At 66.2% G+C, this 17580-nt stretch carries 15 protein-coding genes and 1 tRNA gene; 8 read left to right on the top strand and 8 right to left on the bottom strand.

What is annotated here, in order from left to right:
* Positions 1-79: 79 nt before the first annotated feature.
* Complete coding sequence (locus P7L68_RS05865) at positions 80-1195, bottom strand: ISAs1 family transposase (RefSeq protein ID WP_372006792.1); 1116 nt, start codon at positions 1193-1195, stop codon at positions 80-82.
* 97 nt (positions 1196-1292) lie between these two features.
* On the opposite strand from P7L68_RS05865, the gene P7L68_RS05860 reads away from it, so the two are divergent.
* The 3 genes from P7L68_RS05860 (at position 1293) to P7L68_RS05850 (ending at position 5579) form a co-directional block, all read left to right on the top strand.
* The gene (locus P7L68_RS05860; RefSeq protein ID WP_372003413.1) at positions 1293-2135 is read left to right on the top strand and encodes a hypothetical protein; all 843 of its coding nucleotides are present in this window, start codon (positions 1293-1295) and stop codon (positions 2133-2135) included.
* Positions 2136-2206: 71 nt separating this feature from the next.
* Positions 2207-2281, top strand: a tRNA-Thr gene (locus tag P7L68_RS05855).
* Positions 2282-2459: 178 nt separating this feature from the next.
* Entirely contained in the window at positions 2460-5579 is a 3120-nt protein-coding gene (locus P7L68_RS05850; RefSeq protein ID WP_372003411.1) for a hypothetical protein, read from the top strand.
* 60 nt (positions 5580-5639) lie between these two features.
* Here the strand turns inward: P7L68_RS05850 and P7L68_RS05845 are convergent, their stop codons facing one another.
* Both P7L68_RS05845 and P7L68_RS05840 read right to left on the bottom strand, forming a co-directional pair.
* The gene (locus P7L68_RS05845) at positions 5640-6386 is read right to left on the bottom strand and encodes an SDR family oxidoreductase (protein ID WP_372003409.1); all 747 of its coding nucleotides are present in this window, start codon (positions 6384-6386) and stop codon (positions 5640-5642) included.
* Positions 6387-6470: 84 nt separating this feature from the next.
* Positions 6471-7151 (bottom strand): Crp/Fnr family transcriptional regulator, encoded by a 681-nt coding sequence (locus P7L68_RS05840; protein ID WP_372003407.1) that lies wholly within the window; start codon positions 7149-7151, stop codon positions 6471-6473.
* Positions 7152-7695: 544 nt separating this feature from the next.
* Between P7L68_RS05840 and P7L68_RS05835 the strand changes: the two genes are divergently transcribed.
* From P7L68_RS05835 to menC, 4 genes are all read left to right on the top strand, one after another.
* The gene (locus P7L68_RS05835; protein ID WP_372003404.1) at positions 7696-8304 is read left to right on the top strand and encodes a TetR/AcrR family transcriptional regulator; all 609 of its coding nucleotides are present in this window, start codon (positions 7696-7698) and stop codon (positions 8302-8304) included.
* Positions 8305-8346: 42 nt separating this feature from the next.
* A complete protein-coding gene (locus P7L68_RS05830) occupies positions 8347-8796 on the top strand; it encodes an NUDIX hydrolase (RefSeq protein ID WP_372003401.1) in 450 nt (149 codons plus the stop codon).
* A 158-nt stretch (positions 8797-8954) separates the two neighbouring features.
* On the top strand, positions 8955-10262 hold the full coding sequence (locus P7L68_RS05825; RefSeq protein ID WP_372003398.1) for a serine hydrolase domain-containing protein: 1308 nt from the start codon (positions 8955-8957) through the stop codon (positions 10260-10262).
* A 120-nt stretch (positions 10263-10382) separates the two neighbouring features.
* On the top strand, positions 10383-11492 hold the full coding sequence (gene menC, locus P7L68_RS05820) for an o-succinylbenzoate synthase (RefSeq protein ID WP_372003395.1): 1110 nt from the start codon (positions 10383-10385) through the stop codon (positions 11490-11492).
* A 7-nt stretch (positions 11493-11499) separates the two neighbouring features.
* Here the strand turns inward: menC and P7L68_RS05815 are convergent, their stop codons facing one another.
* The 5 genes from P7L68_RS05815 to P7L68_RS05795 all read right to left on the bottom strand — a co-directional run bounded on the left by P7L68_RS05815 (position 11500) and on the right by P7L68_RS05795 (position 16387).
* A complete protein-coding gene (locus P7L68_RS05815) occupies positions 11500-12405 on the bottom strand; it encodes an IclR family transcriptional regulator (protein ID WP_372003392.1) in 906 nt (301 codons plus the stop codon).
* Positions 12406-12548: 143 nt separating this feature from the next.
* On the bottom strand, positions 12549-13178 hold the full coding sequence (locus tag P7L68_RS05810) for a hypothetical protein (RefSeq protein WP_372003389.1): 630 nt from the start codon (positions 13176-13178) through the stop codon (positions 12549-12551).
* Between the two features lie 55 nt (positions 13179-13233).
* The gene (locus P7L68_RS05805) at positions 13234-14217 is read right to left on the bottom strand and encodes an Hsp33 family molecular chaperone HslO (protein ID WP_372003386.1); all 984 of its coding nucleotides are present in this window, start codon (positions 14215-14217) and stop codon (positions 13234-13236) included.
* Entirely contained in the window at positions 14217-15191 is a 975-nt protein-coding gene (gene argF / locus P7L68_RS05800; protein ID WP_372003383.1) for an ornithine carbamoyltransferase, read from the bottom strand. Before argF ends, P7L68_RS05805 begins: the two co-directional genes overlap by 1 nt.
* Positions 15188-16387 carry an aspartate aminotransferase family protein gene (locus P7L68_RS05795; protein ID WP_372003380.1) on the bottom strand — a complete coding sequence of 400 codons (1200 nt, stop codon included), beginning with the start codon at positions 16385-16387 and terminating at the stop codon, positions 15188-15190. Before P7L68_RS05795 ends, argF begins: the two co-directional genes overlap by 4 nt.
* A gap of 293 nt (positions 16388-16680) precedes the next feature.
* Between P7L68_RS05795 and P7L68_RS05790 the strand changes: the two genes are divergently transcribed.
* Positions 16681-17577 carry a PleD family two-component system response regulator gene (locus tag P7L68_RS05790; RefSeq protein ID WP_372003377.1) on the top strand — a complete coding sequence of 299 codons (897 nt, stop codon included), beginning with the start codon at positions 16681-16683 and terminating at the stop codon, positions 17575-17577.
* The last annotated feature ends 3 nt before the right edge of the window (positions 17578-17580 follow it).

Raw genomic sequence — 17580 nt, 5'->3', positions numbered from 1 at the left:
GGCCCCCGAGGGGCCGCGGATCGGCGCAGTATAGTGCAAACGCGCGCTGCGGCAACCGGTGCGGGGATGGTCCGCAGGGCTATCGCATTTGCCCGATGACGGATCGGGCGAATGCGTCGGACCATCCGGATCGCTTTCGCTTGCGACGGATGGAGATGGTTGGCCTGGCAGTTTTGAGGACGTTGAGGGCGAGTTTTCGGATGATGGCGAGGTTTTCCGGGCCGTGGTCCTTGCGAGCGCGGGCCTCGTCCTCGCGGAAGGTGGTGTCGAGAACCCAGTGCAGGCCGTTCTCGATGGCCCAGTGGCCGCGGACGGCCTTGGCGAAGGCGGCGGCGGACAAGCGGGCGGAGGAGAGGTAATAGCGGGTAGATGTGCTTGTCTTTCCGTCCCGCTCGACGGTGGCGACGACCCGGGCGATGGTGGCGAGCGCCGGCATGGCAGGCCGGTCGGGGTCCCGCTTTTCCGGGAACAGCCAGTCGACGTCATGAACCACCTCGTGCCGACGGATCTCCAGACGGCCGTGGTCTGCGTCGGTGGTTTGCAGCGTCTCGGCCGGCGCCGTCGCCGGATCGGCGAACCAGGTCTCGACGTCGGCAAGGGTGGCGGGGCGGTTTTTCTTCAGCGCGAAGAGGTAGTCGCCGCCGCGCTCCAGCACGAGGCGCGCCGTCTCGCCCTGGCAGTGGATCGCGTCAGCGGTGACGAGCATGCCCTTCAGATCGATGATGGCGAGGAGGGCGCGGGCGGCGGTGATCTCGTTGCCGCCCTCTGGAACCGCCGCCTGGCCGAGCACCAGCCCGGCCTCGCCGGCAAAGGCGCTCACCACGTGCAGCGCGCTCTTACCCGCAGCCCGGTCAAACGAACGCCGGAGCGTTTTGCCATCAATGGCGATTACGCCGGGACCATCGGCTCCGAGATCGTCGAGGAACTGTGAGAAGCACGCCGACAACGCTGCGGGATCGATCAGGCGGAACAGCCGCGAGAACGTGTCATGGCTTGGCAAGCCGTTGGGAAGGCTGAGAAACTCCCGGAAGAGCTCCTCGCGGTCCTCTGCGAAGTCGGCAAAATCGACGCAGCTCTCGCAGCCGCAGATCGAAGCCGTCAGCGCGATCACCAGGAGGTCCAGAAGCTCATGGCGTCTCGCGTTACCCGTGCGCGGGTCGGGCACCTGGCGCAGGATGGTGATCAGAGATGGCATCGGTTCCTCCTTGGAACCGAATAAAGAATCCATCTCTGACCATTCCGCTACCCGGGATTTTCAAATGCGATTCCCCTGCCCGCGGGGGCGTGACCGGTTGACCGATCCACTGCTGATCGCCCTCACCATCCTGCTGCTTGCCGGCGCCAATCTGCTGATCGGGCCCGAAACGGCGGCACTCGCAGCACTCGGCCTGCCGATCGCCGTCGATCTGCTGCTTCGCCGGCGGCAGTCGGGCGGGCAGAACGCCACCATCACGGCACTTGCCCCCTATCTGGTGCTGACCCTGGTGCTCCTCGCCACGCGGCTGATCGACCCGCTGGCCGGGCTGCTCCGCGGACCGATGATCCGACCCTTCGCCGACCTGCCGGGCTGGGCACCGCTGCATCATCCCTCCCTCTGGCTGCTCGCGACCGGTTTCGGCGTCGCCCTCCATGCCCGCCGCAAGGGCATCATCGGCGCGGCGCGCACCGGCCTTCTGCGCAGCCTGCGCCCCGCCGCAGCCACCTTCGCCTTCGTGCTGCTGGCTGGGCTCTGGGCCGCAGGCGGCGCGCCCGCACTCCTGGCCCAGGCCTGGGCCGGCACGGCCGGGGCAGCCGCCCCGGCCATCGTGCCCCCGCTGGCCGGGATTGCGGGCTTCCTGACCGGCAGCAATGTCGCGGTCGCAGCCATGATCGCACCGCTCATCGGCGCCCTGCCCGGGCTCGATGCCGCCGCGACCACGGGGCCCCTGCCGCTTGGCATCACCGCCGCCCTGCTGGCCGCAGGCGGTATCGCGACCATGATCTCCCCCATGCGCCTTGCCATGGCCGCGGCCCTGGCCGGCGCACATCCCGCCGACGAAGCGGCCATCCGCCGGGCGGCCACTCCGCTGCCCGTGGCCATCGCCCTTCTGCTTGCCGCAGCCGCGGCGGCAGCCGGCTTTGCGGCCGCAGCTTAACCGCTTGCCAAACCCCGCTTCCGGCGCTATCGTCCGCGCCGTCCGGAGAGGCTCGCCCCTCTCCGCACCGCGCCGGCGTAGCTCAGGGGTAGAGCAACTGATTCGTAATCAGTAGGTCGTAGGTTCAATTCCTACCGCCGGCACCAGAGATTTCCGAAAGGCGCCATGCAGGATTTCCAGCATGGCGCCTTTTTCGTGGACCGGCGATGTTGCCGCACGTTACAACACATTGATATACTTATATTATTCGGATGTGGACGACACTCGAGTCTCTCGCCATGGCATGTCTGCCGCCAGCGTTGAACCCAAGTGAGGATCCGATCCGTGGCATCCACCGATATCCAGTTCGTCGACATCCTGGCCGATCTGCGCGCCCTGCCGCTTGCCGGCGGCGTGCCCGCCATTCTGCTGGTCGAAGTGATCCGCGCCACGACCGGCACCACCGCCGGGGGCGGCACCTTCCGCTTCGACGAGACGTCATCCGCACCCGATGATGGCGCCACCGTGCTGCGGCCATCGGCGCTGACCACGACCCAGCCCGGCCGGTGGCTGCGCCGCGACACCGCCCGCCCGGTAGCCGGCTGGTGGGGGGCTGCCGGCAATGGCACCACCGACGACAGCGCCGCACTCGCCGCCGCCGACGCTTATGCAGCCACAATCGGCAGCAGCCTGTTCATCGAACAGCCGCACCGGGTGGATCAGGATCTGACCTTCACGGCGCCGGTGGTGTTCGAAGCCGCCGGGCGGCTGGTGGTGGGGCATGAGGTGCTGTCGTTCACCGGGAGCGAGATTTCCTACTCGCCCCCGGCGATATCGGACTCTCCGCCCATATATGTGCAGAAAGCGGGGCCTGTCGTCGCTGCGGACGAGGTTCCGCCCTATTTGTTGTTCATCGGCCAGACGGCTGCCGTGCGCGGCCGTCGCTTCGTCCAGTTCGGCGAGGCGCTGCTGCCCACGGCGACGGCGAGTTGGGCGGAATCCGCTCTTCCCGACACATGGTACTTCAGGCACGGCAACGTTCAGGTCGACGGCCAGATTGTGCTGCGCGGCCAGATTCCGAGGCCGTCCCGTATCGAGATCGACGAGGTCGCCCTGGCCTCACGGCCGACCACAGCCGATATGGGCGCCGAGAGCTGGTCCTATGGAAACGCCGATGAGCAGGACGAGTCGACCGTCTATCTCCGGCTCAACGGCACGTCCCCGGTCGACGCGTCGCATCCGATCCGGGCAATGCATCTGCTGCCGAAGCCGCCGCTCATCTTCGCCTGTGATGTCGATATCACGCCGATGCCGTCGCTTGCGCCGGGATATGCGGTGGCCGATGCCTCAGGGACCATCAAATTTACGATCGCCGCCATCAGAGACAACCGCCTGTATGCCTCCGCCTTCGACGGCGCCAGCTCATTGCCTGTTGGAACGGCCTTGCAGTATCGGGGCGCGTCGACTGCGCCGTGGCAGCCCCTGGGGACGGTCAGTGCCGTGTTCCAGCACGCGTTCCAGCCGCACGCGCTGTGGGGCTTCGCGGCATTTCGCGACCAGCCCCGACGGATCTGGGTCCAGAAGACGGTGATCGACGCCCACTGGGACGTTGCCAGGCCACACCGTATCACGTTCACCGCCCCGGTCACCGCGCCGCTGACCGCACATGTCTTTGTTGATGGCGATATCCGCTTCGCGGCGGGACAGGTGTCGTCAATCGGCTGGTTCGGCGCATCGGCGACAGAGGCTGTCGACAGTCTCCCGGCCATTCAGGCCGCGCTCGATGCCGTTCACGTCGCTGGCGGCGAGGTTCAGGTGCCGGGCGGCGTTGGCAAATACCACTGCGGCGACCCGATGGTGCTGGCGCACCACCAGATCGACGTCGGCAGCAACACGACGCTGCGCTGGTTGGGCCAGACGCCAATCGCATGTGATGCAAACTGGCTGGCACTTCGTGGAGGCCTTCTCAACCTGAGGCGTACCGGCGACAGCGTCGAGAATGTCACCATTGTTGACGCCGTCATCGATGCCGGAGGGGCCCAGACCAACAACGGCATCGGTCTCGGCACCAGTGGATGGGAACGGTGGATCAAAGCGACCGCCCGTCGCTTCCGTCTGGAGCGTCCCTATGTCTACAACGTCACCGGCGATACCAATGGCGGCCAGGGCGGCAAGGCACTGACATTCCAGTTTGGTGTCGAGGATGTCGTCATTTCGGATGCACGGGTTGAGGACGCATTCATCGCGGTGTCCCTGGAAAGCGCCGGACGTGACGATGTCGATCAGTCGGTCATCCGCAATGTGCTGGTGAACGGATTGATCGCTCGCCGCGTGTCGCGGATCGTCCGTCTGCTGCAAATGATCAATACGGATGTCGCGGCCATGCATTCGGTTCGGATGACCGGGCTGGTGGGCTATGAAGTCGGGCTATCGTCACAGAATTACGACGCCCCCGGGACGGGCGCATATCCCGGCGACGTGTCGGGCGCGATCGAGGTGCTCGGCGGATCGGGCCATCTCGACGTGACGATCATGAATCCCGACAACATGCAGATCGGCGCAGTCGTGTCGTGCATGGGGTCGGATAACCGCATCGACGCCGTGTTCAAGGGCCGGGCCCGGCGGCTGATCGATCTTGCGCCGGCTGTCGAGAGCAGCCTCGGTGGACTGGCGAGCGGCCGGACCGGTCAGATCTTCACGGACACGCCGCGCAGGAACAACCGGATCACGGTCGATGCCCTGTCGCCATCCACGATCGATATGGCCATCGACACGGTGACCTCCGCGAGCTTACTTGTGAATGCGGGGGCGACGAAGCCGGTTGAAGGCGATGTCATCACCGGTGCCTCGGGTGGCGAAGGTGTCGTTATCTGGTCAAAGGCGAATGGCAGCCTGATCATTCGCAGCATCACGCCCGGCTTCAAAGACGATGATGAGGTCAGTGCGGGTGGGATCGTGATCGGTCGGATCCTGACGGTGAAGAGCCCGGTGATCGGCAACGATCTGAGGGTGACCTGTGCGAGCCCGCCATCGACCGCCCTGCTTGGTCCGGACATGCGGATGGCGGCGTCGAACCTGCTGACGGTTCATGATCTGGCCGGCCAACAGGCGCTGACCGCCACATTGCCGGCGGCAATTCTGGCCGCAGGGACGCCGGCCGGCTGGTATCGAAGCCGTCGCGGCAGCGGGCTCGCCAGTGGCGCCGATATCACGTTGTGGGCGGCGGATGAGATTCCATTCGGGTGGATGGGCACGATCGAGGTGCGCAGCTCCGGTGGCACCTATTGCCATCAGGTCCGGGCAGCCAAATCGGTGTCTGCGCCATTGATGACGCTGCATGACGTGGTGAAGGACGGGCTGCTGGAGCTGAGAGCCGACCTCGACGGCAACATCAAGCTGTTCAACACCTCCACAACCACCTTGCCCTGGGTCGTGACCTGGGATGAGGGCGGCGTCTTTCGCTGATCGCGCCCCCCGCCCGGCCCGCCATCCGGTGGGCCGGGCGGGGGCATCTGCCGGCGGCGGTCACGGCCACCCGCCGGTGAAGCCCACGGTCTCGCCGACCACGAAGCCGGCCTTGTCCGACAGCAGAAAAGCGATCAGCTCGCCGATCTCCTCGGGCCGGCCCAGACGACCGAGCGGCACCATCTCGCGCACCCGGGCGGCGCCGGCGGGATCGTCGATCCATTTGGCACGCGGGTAATAGGTTTCGCTGTAGAGGAAGTTCGGCGCCACGGCATTCACCCGGACGCCATGGGGGGCCAGCTCGTTCGCCAGTGCCTTGGCAAGTCCGGTCGAGGCCGAGCGGGCGGTCGCGTACATCGCAAACCCCGGATAGGGACGGCGCGGCGAAGCGGAGGTGACCATCACGATGGCACCGGCGCCCTGCGCCTTCAGATGCGGGGTCGCCGCCGAGGCAAGCGCGAAGGGGAAGACGGTCAGCGCCTCAAGCATCTCGCGCAGCGCATCCGCCTCGGTCTCTTCGATGCGGCGACGGATGGCGGGATAGGCGTCGTTGGAGACGATGCCGTGCAGCCCGCCCCTCCGGTCGAGCACTTCGGCGATCAGACCAGCCGGATCCTGGGCCTCGGCGGCGGTCATGCCCTGATTTTCCGCCTCCCAGGCGGCGCGGGCCGCGACATCGGTGAAGGATGTGTCATGGGCGATGATCCGCCAGCCCTGGGCGGCCAGTGCCGCCACGGTCGGGGCGCCGGCATATTTGGTCGCGTTGGTGACCAGCGCCACCCGGGGCGCGGTGTCAGTGGTCGACATGGGTGCGTTTCCATCCTCGTAACTGCCGGGCCTGCTTCTGATGCTGGCAGGCTCAAGGCTGATTGACCCGGTTCCAGGCAGGGTTCAAAGCTTGGTGCCGTAACGGCTGAGCCGCTCCAGATTGAGGATCTCGATCTGCCCGTGCTGCAGCCTGAGCAATCCCTCTGCCTGCAGCTGGCGCAGCGCCTTGCTCGCGGTCTGGCGCGACATGCCCGAGAGCAGGCCGATCTCTTCCTGCGAAATGCCGAGCTGAAGCTGATTGTTGGGGCTGAGCACCGGATTGAACATCCAGGCGATCGAACGGGCGAGGCGGGCGGTCGGATCAAGCAGCCGCCCGTAACCCACGAACGCAATGTACTGGCCCAGGCGCTCGTTCAGCTGCCGCACAAGGAATTTGTTGAAGGGCGGGCTGTTGTCCATCAGCCACCGGAAGGTGCGGCCATTGAGCAGGGCGATGCTGGTATCACGCAGCGCCACGACGTCATAGCGTCGTGGCTCGTTCTTGATCACCGACCCCTCGCCCACCCAGCCGCTGCTGGAGATGCCCGCCAGGCTGACCATCTCGCCACTTTCCGCCACCACGCTGATCTTGAGCAATCCGTCGATGACACCGAACCAGGCGTCGACATGATCGTGCTCATGCAACAGATAGGCGCCTTTGGGCAGCAGCTTTTCGGTCGTGTTGCGGCGGGCGAGTTCGCGATCTTCCTCGTTCAGATCCTTTGCCCAGTGAGCGACGGTCAGGAACTTCGCTTCAGAGAGCATGGCATCCCTTGTCAGGTGGGGCACCGGTCGATCGGCCGATCGTCGGCTGGTACGTCAAGGATAACCCCGGCGCGGGCGGCTGTCCCGGTTGATCGCCATGCGGTACAGCTTCTGAGGGCCCCCCTGTACTGCCACGCGGAAGCTTACCCTGCCAAATCTGCGATCCGCATAAGGCATTTTGGAAAAGATTCTGCACATATAGCATGATTCACGTCATCCCATCTGTCAACACACCGAGGAACTAAAAATTGCGGTTCGAGTAGGCTTTTCCTCATATCGGAACGAGCCTGCGGCATCCGGCTTGCCGGATCCGCAATCGCCCAGGCGAAAAACCGGGCTCGACCACCACGGCGCCATGCCGAGAACATGCGCCCCGGACGGAGCATGGATCAACCATGCCCGCCAATTTCCGGGTCCGCGGCCGCCAGCCGATCACAGGCCGGGCGGCACAGGGGGGATCCTGACCATGATGCTCAGCCACACGCAGACAAACGCAGCCATCAAATTGCCAGCCCGCGGGCCTGCGCCGGCCGCCCGGCCGCGCATGGCGCGCGATCAGGCGGTCCGGGCACTCAAGCGCCAGATCATCGTCGATGCCGCCCGGTCGGTCTTCGCCGAAATGGGCCTGGAAGCAGCGTCGATGCGCGGCATCGCTGCCGCAGCCGGCTGCACCACCGGGGCGATCTATCCTTATTTCCGCAACAAGGAAGAACTCTATGCCGCCGTGCTCTCCGACGGGCTGACCAGCCTGTACGAGCACCTGGCCACGGCGACCGGCAACGCCGCGAATTCGCGCGAACGGGTCGAAATCGCCCTGCGCAGCTATTTCGCCTACTACCGCAGCCGGCCGGACGAGATGAGCCTCGGCCTCTATCTCTATCATGGGCTGAAGCCGGCCGGGCTGACGCCGGAACTCGACCGCCGGCTGAACCGCAAGCTGTCCGAGGCGCTGGACGTCATAGGAGACGCGCTCGCCGCCTATGCCGGGCTGGACGCGGACGCCAGGCGTATGGAACTCTGTCAGGTGTTCAGCTATCTGATGGGCCTGCTGATCTGCGATTGCACCCATCGGCTGGGCTCGCTCGGCAGCAATGCCGAGGCAATGCTCGATCGCTACACCGCCGACCTGCTCCGCCGCCTCGCACCGCATTGATCACCGGCCCGGCGGGGAAGCCATGACCGGAGCCCCCGACCCGTGACCAAGACAGCTCCCGCCCTCCCGCATCCGGCCATGCCCGGGCTCGGCATCATTGCCATCGCCTGGCATGGCGGGCGCGTCGCCCTGGTGCTGCGCGCAAACCCGCCCCAGGCCGGTCATTGGGGTTTCCCCGGCGGTCGGGTGCGATGGGGAGAGGGGCTGGTCGACGCCGCCATCCGTGAGCTGGCCGAAGAGACCGGCCTGAAGGCTCGGGCCGATGCATCGCCTGCACCGGAACCCATAGCGGTGCTGGAGGTGGCGGAAGGTGCTGCCGACCGGCCAGACCATCATTTCGTACTGGTGGCCATTCGCCTGGCCTTGACGGGAGTTGCCGGGCTGCGGGCGGGTGACGACGCCCGCGACGCCATCTGGGCCGATCCCGACAATCTGCCTCAGCCGCTTTGCCGCGACGTCGCCGCCCTGGTGGCAGCAACCCGGCCGGCGTGACGACTGGTGGGGATTCGGGTTTCGCATGGCGGTTTTCTCTCCCGCCTACGTTGACAGCGGACCGTCAGCCCCGCCTGATCATGGAAGGCCTGGATCCACATTCAGGCCGACCATGATCGCCCGGCAACGCATCGGGCGACGGAGGGAGGAAGACCCAGATGATCTGTCTCAAGACATTTGCCGGGCCGGTCACCGGCCGGCGCCGGTCGTTGCACGCCGTCCTTGTGGCTGCAGCCCTGCTGACGGCAATGCCCGGGCTGCCCGCCGCCCGGGCTGCGGAAACCGTCGTAGCGGATGCCACAGGTGTCGGCTTCGATGCCGCCCGGCTCACCGCCCTTGGCGACCGGCTGGCGGCGGATGCCGAGGCCGGGCGCATTCCGGGCGCCGTTCTTGCCGTGGAGCGGGACGGGCAGCTGATCACGCTGCGTGCCGTCGGCTGGCAGGACCGGGCCGCTGCCACGAAAATGGCCGAGGACAGCCTGTTCCGGCTCTATTCCATGACCAAGCCGATCGTTTCGGTAGCGGCCATGCGCCTGATCGAGGATGGACGGCTGCTGCTCGCGGCACCGGTCTCTGCCTATCTGCCCGACTTCGCCAATCTTGAGGTCGGCCGCGAAATCACCGGCGCCGACGGCAAGCCCGCGGTGGAGACCGCACCCGCCACACGCAAGATGACGGTGCGTGACCTTCTGCGCCATACGAGTGGCCTGACCTATGGCGTGTTCGGCAAATCGGCGATCAAAAGCCGCTACCTTGCCGCTGGCACCCATCTCTGGACCGATACCAACGAGCAGTATGCGGCCAAGCTGGCAAAGCTGCCCCTGGTGGCAGAACCGGGTACACTTTGGGAGTATGGTCGCTCCACCGACCTGCTCGGCCGGGTGCTGGAAGTCGCCGCCGGCAAGCCGCTGGATCAGATCGTGGCCGAGCTGGTGCTGAAACCGCTCGGCATGACCGAGACCTTCTTCCACGTGCCCGAGGCCCTGCGCAACCGGGTGGCTGCCGCCGATCCCGAAACCGCCTTCGGCAACAAGCCCCCCGAGCTTCTCGACCCCGCACATCCAGACGCCTTCCTTTCAGGCGGCGGCGGTATGTACGGCACGACCCGAGACTATCTGCGCTTCCTGCGCATGATCCTGAATGGTGGCGAGCTGGACGGCACCCGGATCCTGAGCCCGGCAAGCGTGCGACTGATGACGGCCGATCATCTGACGCCCGAGATCGATACCGGTGGGCTGGGGCCTCTGGGCTATGGTTTCGGCCTGGGTTTCGCCGTGCGTCGCGGTGAAGACGGCGCCTGGCCGGGCAGCACCGGCGATCTCTACTGGGGCGGCTATGCCGGCACTTATTTCTGGATCGACCCGCGCGAGAAGCTGCTGGTGGTCTACATGATGCAGAGCGTCTCGCAACGTGAGCCCTATCGGCTGATCGTTCGCCAGGGCGTCTATGGTGCCATGACACGCTGAACCGCAAGGCCGCGGCGCCCTCCGGCCCCGCGGTCTTCCTTACCTCAATATTCAACGTTGGATTGATATTTTCCTGCCGCTATCATCCCTGGATCATCTCAACCCCAGGGAGACTCCCCGATGCGGATCGACGAGATCGTGCTGCGTTTCGTGACGCCGAAGATGGTGGCGCCCTTCGCCAATCGCTGGCAACGCATGGAACGCTGGACCAAGCTGATCGTCGAGATCCGATCGGACGGGTTGTCGGGCTGGGGCGAATGCACGGCCATGGAATCGCCCTTTTACCATTACGAAACCATCGAGACAGCCTGGCACATCATCGAGCGCCACTTGGCGCCGATGCTGGTCGGAAACGACATCGAAGGCCCGGAAGAGATGCTCGACCGGTTCCGCGACGTCGCTGGCCACGTTGAAACGGTTGCTGCACTAGAGGTCGCCCTCCACGACCTGCTCGCCCGTCGCGATCGCGTGCCGCTGGCGGTGCGCATTGGCGGCAACATTCAGCCGGTGAAGGCAAGCGCCACCATCGGCGTGACCGGCAGTGTCGCCGACCTGCTGGCAGCCGCCCGGCGCGCCGAGGACGGCGGATATCATCGGATCAAGGTGAAAATCAAACCGGGCTGGGACGTCGAGCCGCTGTCGGCACTCCGCACCGAACTGCCCCATATGCCGGTGCTGGCGGATGCGAACGGCGCCTACGGGCCTGAAGACCTGGATCATCTGGCCGGCTTCGACCGGTTCGGGCTGATGCTGCTGGAACAGCCGATGGCCGCCCACAACTGGAAGGCCTATACGGCCCTTCAAGCCCGGCTGGACACCACGGTCTGCCTGGATGAGAGCATTCACACGATGGAAGACGTGGACGAATTGCTGGAGAGGCAGGCGGCACGCGCCGTCAACGTCAAGGTCGGCAGGGTGGGCGGGCTGATCCGGGCCAAGGCAATCCACGATCGCCTCAGAGCCGCGGGCATCGGCTGTTTCACCGGCGCCAAGTTCGAGACCGGCATCGGCCGCTGGACGAATATCGCCCTCGCGACCCTGCCCGGCATGATCTATCCATCGGATGTCGCCGAAAGCGCCCGCTACTTCGCACCCGACATCACCACCCTGCCGGTCGAACTGGCAGGGCGGGGGCTGGTCGCCCCGCTGGATGCACCGGGCCTTGGCACCGAACCGGATCCCGTCCAGCTCGCCCGCGTCACGACCCGGGTCCTGAGAATAGGAAGTTAACGGCTGATCAGGCGGATGCGCCGGCGCTACGCGTGGCACGCCGGCGCCGCCCCGGGGCGGCGGCAGGCTGCAGGCCCTGCTCGATGCGCCGCGCCTCGGCCGTCATCAGGGCCACGATGCGGGCACGGCGGGTCGCATCCATACGCTGGCTGATCGCGCCGATGCTGATGGCGGCGACCGGCATGCCGGTGCGATCGTTGATCGGCACCGCAACGGCACACATCCCGGGCACGATCATACCGTCGCTGACGGCATGGCCGGCCCGCCGTGTGGCTTCGACCATCCGACCGACGTCATCAGGGACGCAGTCAAAGCGGGCAAACCGCTCGGCATTGGCCGCAATCACCTGCCCGACCTCTTCATCGCCCAGCGCCGCAAGCAGGGCAAGGGAGCCCGCCGAAACGCCCAGGGGACGTCGGCCGCCGACATCGAGGCTGAGGGTGCGGATGGGAAAGGCACCTTCGACCCGGTCAACGCAGAGCGCGTCCATGCCGCTGCGCACGAACAGATAGACCGTGTCGCCGGTCTGCTCCGCCAGACGCTGCAGCGACGGCCGGGCGATGTCGCGAATGCTGAAACGGTTGGACGCTGAGGAGCCGAGCAGGAACAGCTCCAGTCCCAGATGGTAGCGATGGGTATCTGCCGCCTTGTCGACCAGCCCCTGCTCTTTCAGGGCCGCAAGCAGACGATGGGCCGTCGCCTTGTGCAGCCCGGTCGCACCTGCAATCTCGGACAGTCGCGCCCCTTCACCCACATGACCGGCGAGGACGCGGAGGATCGCCGCGGCACGCGCCACACTTTGCACATTGCCGGCATCGGTTGAACGCCGTGCCGCTGGCGCCGCGTCCCCACGATGGCCACCCTCGCCACGGACGACCCGCGGCAGCTCCTCGACACCCGACATCCGGTTCATGCCCCGGTCCTCCATTCCGACCGCAGCCGGCGCAATCGCGGCCGACGGTCGGATGAACCTAGGCGATATGATCACCCCTGTCAAACCACCATGGGTTTTGCTTTAACTGAAAGACGAGCTCTGCGGCGATCAGACGCAAACCGTCAGAGAACATAGTCCTTGAGGGTTGTATTCAGATTTTCACTCAACCTTTGATCGAATCCCGCCAGCAGGTCGCGGGTCATGCGATCGAAGGCAAGTTCGCGGGCAAGCGGAGAGCCGCCGGCATCGATCGCACGAACCAGGCGCGCCTCGACATCGACATAGGCCTGCCGCTCGCCAGTCTCCGACAGGATTTCGAGGGTCGCAATCAGAGTCGCGGCGTACTCGTCGGTGGGTTCCTGCGTGAAGGTGCCGCGAAGACCACCGGTCTGGGGCAACGGCTTCTCGATCACGCTGGCATCCCGGATGACGAGACGAGCAGTTCCCGAGACACCTGCCGCCTCCAGCCGGTCCCGCGCCCAGTCGCCGGCAGCCCTGGCCGGCGAGGTCGGAAAGAGATGCTCGACATTGGGCGCTTTGCGCGGCGGCTGGTAGTTGTCGAGCAGCTGCACCCGGGCCACGTTCAGCCGGAATTTCGGCTTGTCGTCGAACCGGATCGGTTTCGGCCCCTCGGGCAGCGGCTCCGAGGCGCAGGCCGCCAGAAGGCCTGCGGCAGCAAGGCCGGCTGCCAGGCCCAACACCCGACGGCGGGTCGGATCAAGGCGCATCGGATGAAGCGGGGAGGTGGTCATCGTCGGTCAGTCTCCCTCGATATGGCCGGCTTCCCTGATACGATCCGGCGGCCGGTCAGTGCCGATGAGCATCGTCCGCACGCAGCCGGGCGATGTCCGCGTCGTCATAGACATAAGATGTGCCGCAGAACTCGCAAACCACATCGACCTTGCCGTCTACGGTCAGTTCGGTCAGGTCGTTGCCGGGCAGGCTGCGGATCAGCCCCTCGACCCGCTCCGGCGAACAACGGCAGGCGAAATCAAGCGGCAGCGCCTCATAGGCGATGGCACCGTCCTCGTGATAAAGGCGGAGCAGCAGGGTCTCCAGCGGCAGATCCGGATCGGTCAGCTCACCGTCGCGAAGGCTGGATGCCAGAACAACCGCACGGTGCCAGCCGTCCTCGGCATCCTCGGCCACCGTCGCCGTCCCGCCCTCTGCAGGCATGCGCTGCAGCAGCAATCCACCGGCCTGCCAGCCCCGATCGTCATCGGGCGGCGTCACGGCAAAGCGCACCGCGCTTTCGATCTGCTCCGACAGCCGGAAATAGGCGTGAACCGCGTCGGCCAGACGCTCGCCATCGAGTTCGACGATACCCTGATAGCGTTCCATGCCCTGGCCCGGATCCAGCGTCAGCGCCAGATAAGCCCGGCCGAACAGGCGCGGCATCGACGGCGCACCCTGATGACGCACGCCGGCAACGGCCGCGTCCAGGGCCGCCACCGCATCGGCATCGAACTGGGCATAGCCCCGCAATGCACCCGAGGCCGTCGCATCCGCCACCATCAGCGAGACCGGGCCGTCGCCTCGGATCTGCACCGTGAACACACCGTCGGTCTTCAACGAATGGGCCACCATAGCGGCCAGCGTCACTGCTTCAGCGAGCACGGCCGAGACCGTCGCCGGATAGGCATGGCGCCCAAGAATCTCGTCCAGCGCCGGACCCAGCCGTGCAACACGGCCGCGGGCCTCGGCCCAGGGGAGCCGGAACGGCAACGAGCGGTCGACCAGGGTCGACCGCTCGGCAGGGGTTCCGGCGCCGCGGGTCGGCGTCGTGGTCATCATTCAGTCTCCATGACACCCAGGCACCAGGCGAGCACCGCCTTCTGGGCATGAAGCCGGTTCTCCGCCTCGTCGAACACGACCGAGGCCGGGCCGTCCATGACCGCGTCGGTAACTTCCTCGCCGCGATGGGCCGGCAGGCAATGCATGAACACCGCGCCGGGTGCCGCCTTCGCCATCACCGCATCATTCACCTGGTAGGCCGGGAAATCGCGCTGGCGGGCTTCGGCGTCCTTGCTGTCCATCGACACCCAGGTGTCGGTGACCACACAATCGGCGTCAGCCACGGCGGCATCGACATCCTCGCCCAGCGTCACCCGGGCGCCGGCAGCCACGGCAGCCGCCACCGCGTCCGGATCCGGCTGATAGGCGGCAGGGCAGGCAATCGCCAGATCGAAACCGAAATGCACGGCCGCCTGCACGAAGGTGACGCACATATTGTTGCCGTCACCGACCCAGGCGATGCGGCGGCCAGCCAGGTTCCCCGGCCCCCACTGCTCTTCCAGGGTCATGAGGTCGGCCATCAGCTGGCAGGGATGCGAACGGCGGGTCAGGCCATTGATCACCGGCACGCTGGCATGAGCCGCCAGTTCGGTCAGGGTCTCATGCGCGTGGCAACGAATCATGATGGCGTCGACATAGCGCGAGAGCACCCGCGCGGTATCGGCAATGGTCTCGCCACGCCCCAACTGACTGTCCTGCGGGTTCAGGATCAGGGCCGAGCCGCCCAGTTCGTTCATGCCAACTTCGAATGATACGCGCGTCCGGGTCGAAGGCTTCTCGAAGATCATCGCCAGCGTCCGGCCGCCGAGCAGCGGCGGGCGTTCGCCCGCCGCACGACGGGCTTTCAGAGCATGAGCGAAATCCAGGATGCGTCGCAACTCCGCGGTCGGCAGCGCATCCAGGTCCAGGAAATGGCGGGGGACCCGCGCCGCGGTGAGCGGCGCGTCGATGGTCATGTCCAGGGCCGTCATCCAGCGGCCTCCTCTGTGGCGACCTCGGATGCGACGCTGTCGCAAGCCCGACGGATCGCATCAATGGCCTGATCGATCTCGGCATCGCCAATGATCAACGGCGGCAGCAGGCGCACCACATTGTCGCCGGCAGGCACAGTCAGCAGGCCGTTCGCCCGGAAGGCATCGACCATGCGGCCGTTGGCCACCACGCATTTCAATCCCAGCATCAGCCCGGCGCCGCGGATCTCTTCCAGCACGCCCGGATAGTTGGGGATCAGCTGCGACAGCTCTCCCCACAGCCGTTCGGATGCCTGACGGACCCGGTCGAGAAAACCGTCTTCGAGCATCACGTCCAGCACCGCGTTGCACGCCGCCATGGCGAGCGCATTGCCGCCGAAGGTGGAGCCATGGGTACCAGGCCCCATCACCGCCGCCACCTTTTCGGTCGCAAGGCAGGCGCCCATGGGGAAGCCCGAGCCGATGCCCTTGGCGACCGCCATGATGTCCGGAGTGATGCCTGCCCATTCATGGGCGAACAGCTTCCCGGTCCGGCCGAAGCCGCACTGGACCTCGTCCAGGAACAGCAAAAGCCCGTGCTGGTCGCAGAGCTTGCGCAGGCCGCGCAGATAGTCGAGTGCCGCGGGCCGCATGCCGCCTTCGCCCTGAACCGGCTCGATCAGGATCGCCGCGGTTTCATCCGTCACCGCCGCTTCGGCCGCCGCAAGGTCGCCGAAGGGCACGTGATCGAAACCGTCCACCACCGGATCATAGCCGTCGAGGTACTTCTTGTTGCCGGCGGCGGCGAGCGTCGCCAGCGTGCGGCCGTGAAAGGCACCCTGGACGGTGATGATGCGATAGCGGCCGGGCTGGTCCGACAGGTCGAAATAGCGCCGCACCATCTTGATGCCGCACTCGATCGCCTCGGCACCCGAATTGGAGAAGAACACGGTGTCGGCGAAGGTGGCTGCCACCAGGCGCTCCGCTGCCTTTTCCTGGCCGGGGCTCTGATACAGGTTCGACACGTGCCAGAGCTTCCCCACCTGCTCCGTCAGTGCAGAGACCAGATGCGGATGGGAATGGCCGAGGGCATTCACGGCGATGCCGCTGGCGAAATCGAGGAATCGTCGCCCGTCCGCCGTATACAGATACGCGCCTTCGCCCTTGTCGAACGTCAGATCGGTCCGCGCATAGGTCGGCATCACGGCCGGGATCATTGTCCCTCGCTCCTCGTGGCGGTTGGGTGTCCGCACCCGTCATAACGGCAACGGACACGCTGGAAAGGGGCGAGTATCCGGCGTCGAACCTGTGCTGTCAATCGCGCAGCACAGCCGGCAAGCGGCGGATTTCCTTGGTGTGCGCCTGCGGCCCGGTGTACCTTCGAAGGCGTATCCGAGGGGTGTGGATTCCCGTGACGGCGGCACCGCCTCCGTCGGAATTCAATGGCCCGCGTCCACTTCGGACGTCAGATGACCACCCGGCAACGGGTCGGCCCGCGTACAGGCAGAACATGACCGTCACCAGCCGTGGTCTCATCGTCCTCGCCGAGGATCAGGACAGTCTCCGCAAGCTCTACCGAGACGTGCTGGAGGCGCATGGCTTTTCGGTTTTTACCGCCAATAACGGCGAGCAGGCCATCCAGCTGTGCACCTCGAACACGCCCAAACTGGTCGTGCTCGACATCATGATGCCTGGCATGGACGGGATCGAAGCCTGCGGGCGGATTCGCCGGATCCTGGGGTCCACCGTCCCCATCATCTTTCTGTCGTCGCTCGACACGCGCGAGACCGTGCGTGCGTGCCTGGAAGCAGGCGGCGACGACTACATCATCAAGTCGGAAAGCCTGGCCAAGCTGGTGGAGCGGGTAGAGTTCTGGACTCGCCCGAAAACGCCGCATGCCCGCGAACGCCGCCGCGAGGTGCTGACCAGCGCCCGTGATGCCCTGGCGAAGCCGCAGACCGAACTGATCACCCGCCAGCTGAAGCTGTCAGAAGGTGCGCCGCCGACCATTCAGAATGATGACGTGCTGCTGAAAGTCAGCCGGATCGTCGCCCTTGCCCGCGCGCTTGCCAGCCCGGATTTCGGCAGCAGTCATGCCGATCAGGTCTTCATGCTGGGCTATCTCACCGGATCGGTCGAGTTCTGGGCCCAGCGCATGCCCGAGGTGAAGCGGCGTTTCGATGAGTATCTCCGCGCCGCGCTGCGCGATACTGGCATTGTCGACAAAGCCCAGGGCGACAAGCTGATTTCGGCACTGGTCGAATATGTCAACGAGCGCACCTTCAAATCCGGCCGCACCGCCGGCCGGCGGGAGGCTGGTGAGGCCGAGAACGGCACCGGTCCGTTCGAGCCGCTGGCCCTTCGCGAATTCGAAGAGAGCCGGCGCGAAGCCGAAGGCCGGCGCTGAGAC

This window comes from Tistrella mobilis (assembly GCF_041468085.1).
GTDB lineage: Bacteria > Pseudomonadota > Alphaproteobacteria > Tistrellales > Tistrellaceae > Tistrella > Tistrella mobilis_A.
Note: the sequence above shows the minus strand (reverse complement) of the source record. Positions and strands in the feature narration are given on the sequence as shown.

Coding starts and splice junctions, on each gene's coding strand:
- P7L68_RS05825 (WP_372003398.1), top strand. CDS start 8,955: ATGATCTGTCTCAAGACATTTGCCGGGCCGGTCACCGGCCGGCGCCGG.
- P7L68_RS05805 (WP_372003386.1), bottom strand. CDS start 14,217: ATGACCACGACGCCGACCCGCGGCGCCGGAACCCCTGCCGAGCGGTCG.
- P7L68_RS05865 (WP_372006792.1), bottom strand. CDS start 1,195: ATGCCATCTCTGATCACCATCCTGCGCCAGGTGCCCGACCCGCGCACG.
- P7L68_RS05835 (WP_372003404.1), top strand. CDS start 7,696: ATGGCGCGCGATCAGGCGGTCCGGGCACTCAAGCGCCAGATCATCGTC.
- argF (WP_372003383.1), bottom strand. CDS start 15,191: ATGACGGCCCTGGACATGACCATCGACGCGCCGCTCACCGCGGCGCGG.
- P7L68_RS05810 (WP_372003389.1), bottom strand. CDS start 13,178: ATGACCACCTCCCCGCTTCATCCGATGCGCCTTGATCCGACCCGCCGT.
- P7L68_RS05840 (WP_372003407.1), bottom strand. CDS start 7,151: ATGCTCTCTGAAGCGAAGTTCCTGACCGTCGCTCACTGGGCAAAGGAT.
- P7L68_RS05790 (WP_372003377.1), top strand. CDS start 16,681: ATGACCGTCACCAGCCGTGGTCTCATCGTCCTCGCCGAGGATCAGGAC.
- P7L68_RS05795 (WP_372003380.1), bottom strand. CDS start 16,387: ATGATCCCGGCCGTGATGCCGACCTATGCGCGGACCGATCTGACGTTC.
- P7L68_RS05815 (WP_372003392.1), bottom strand. CDS start 12,405: ATGAACCGGATGTCGGGTGTCGAGGAGCTGCCGCGGGTCGTCCGTGGC.
- P7L68_RS05845 (WP_372003409.1), bottom strand. CDS start 6,386: ATGTCGACCACTGACACCGCGCCCCGGGTGGCGCTGGTCACCAACGCG.
- menC (WP_372003395.1), top strand. CDS start 10,383: ATGCGGATCGACGAGATCGTGCTGCGTTTCGTGACGCCGAAGATGGTG.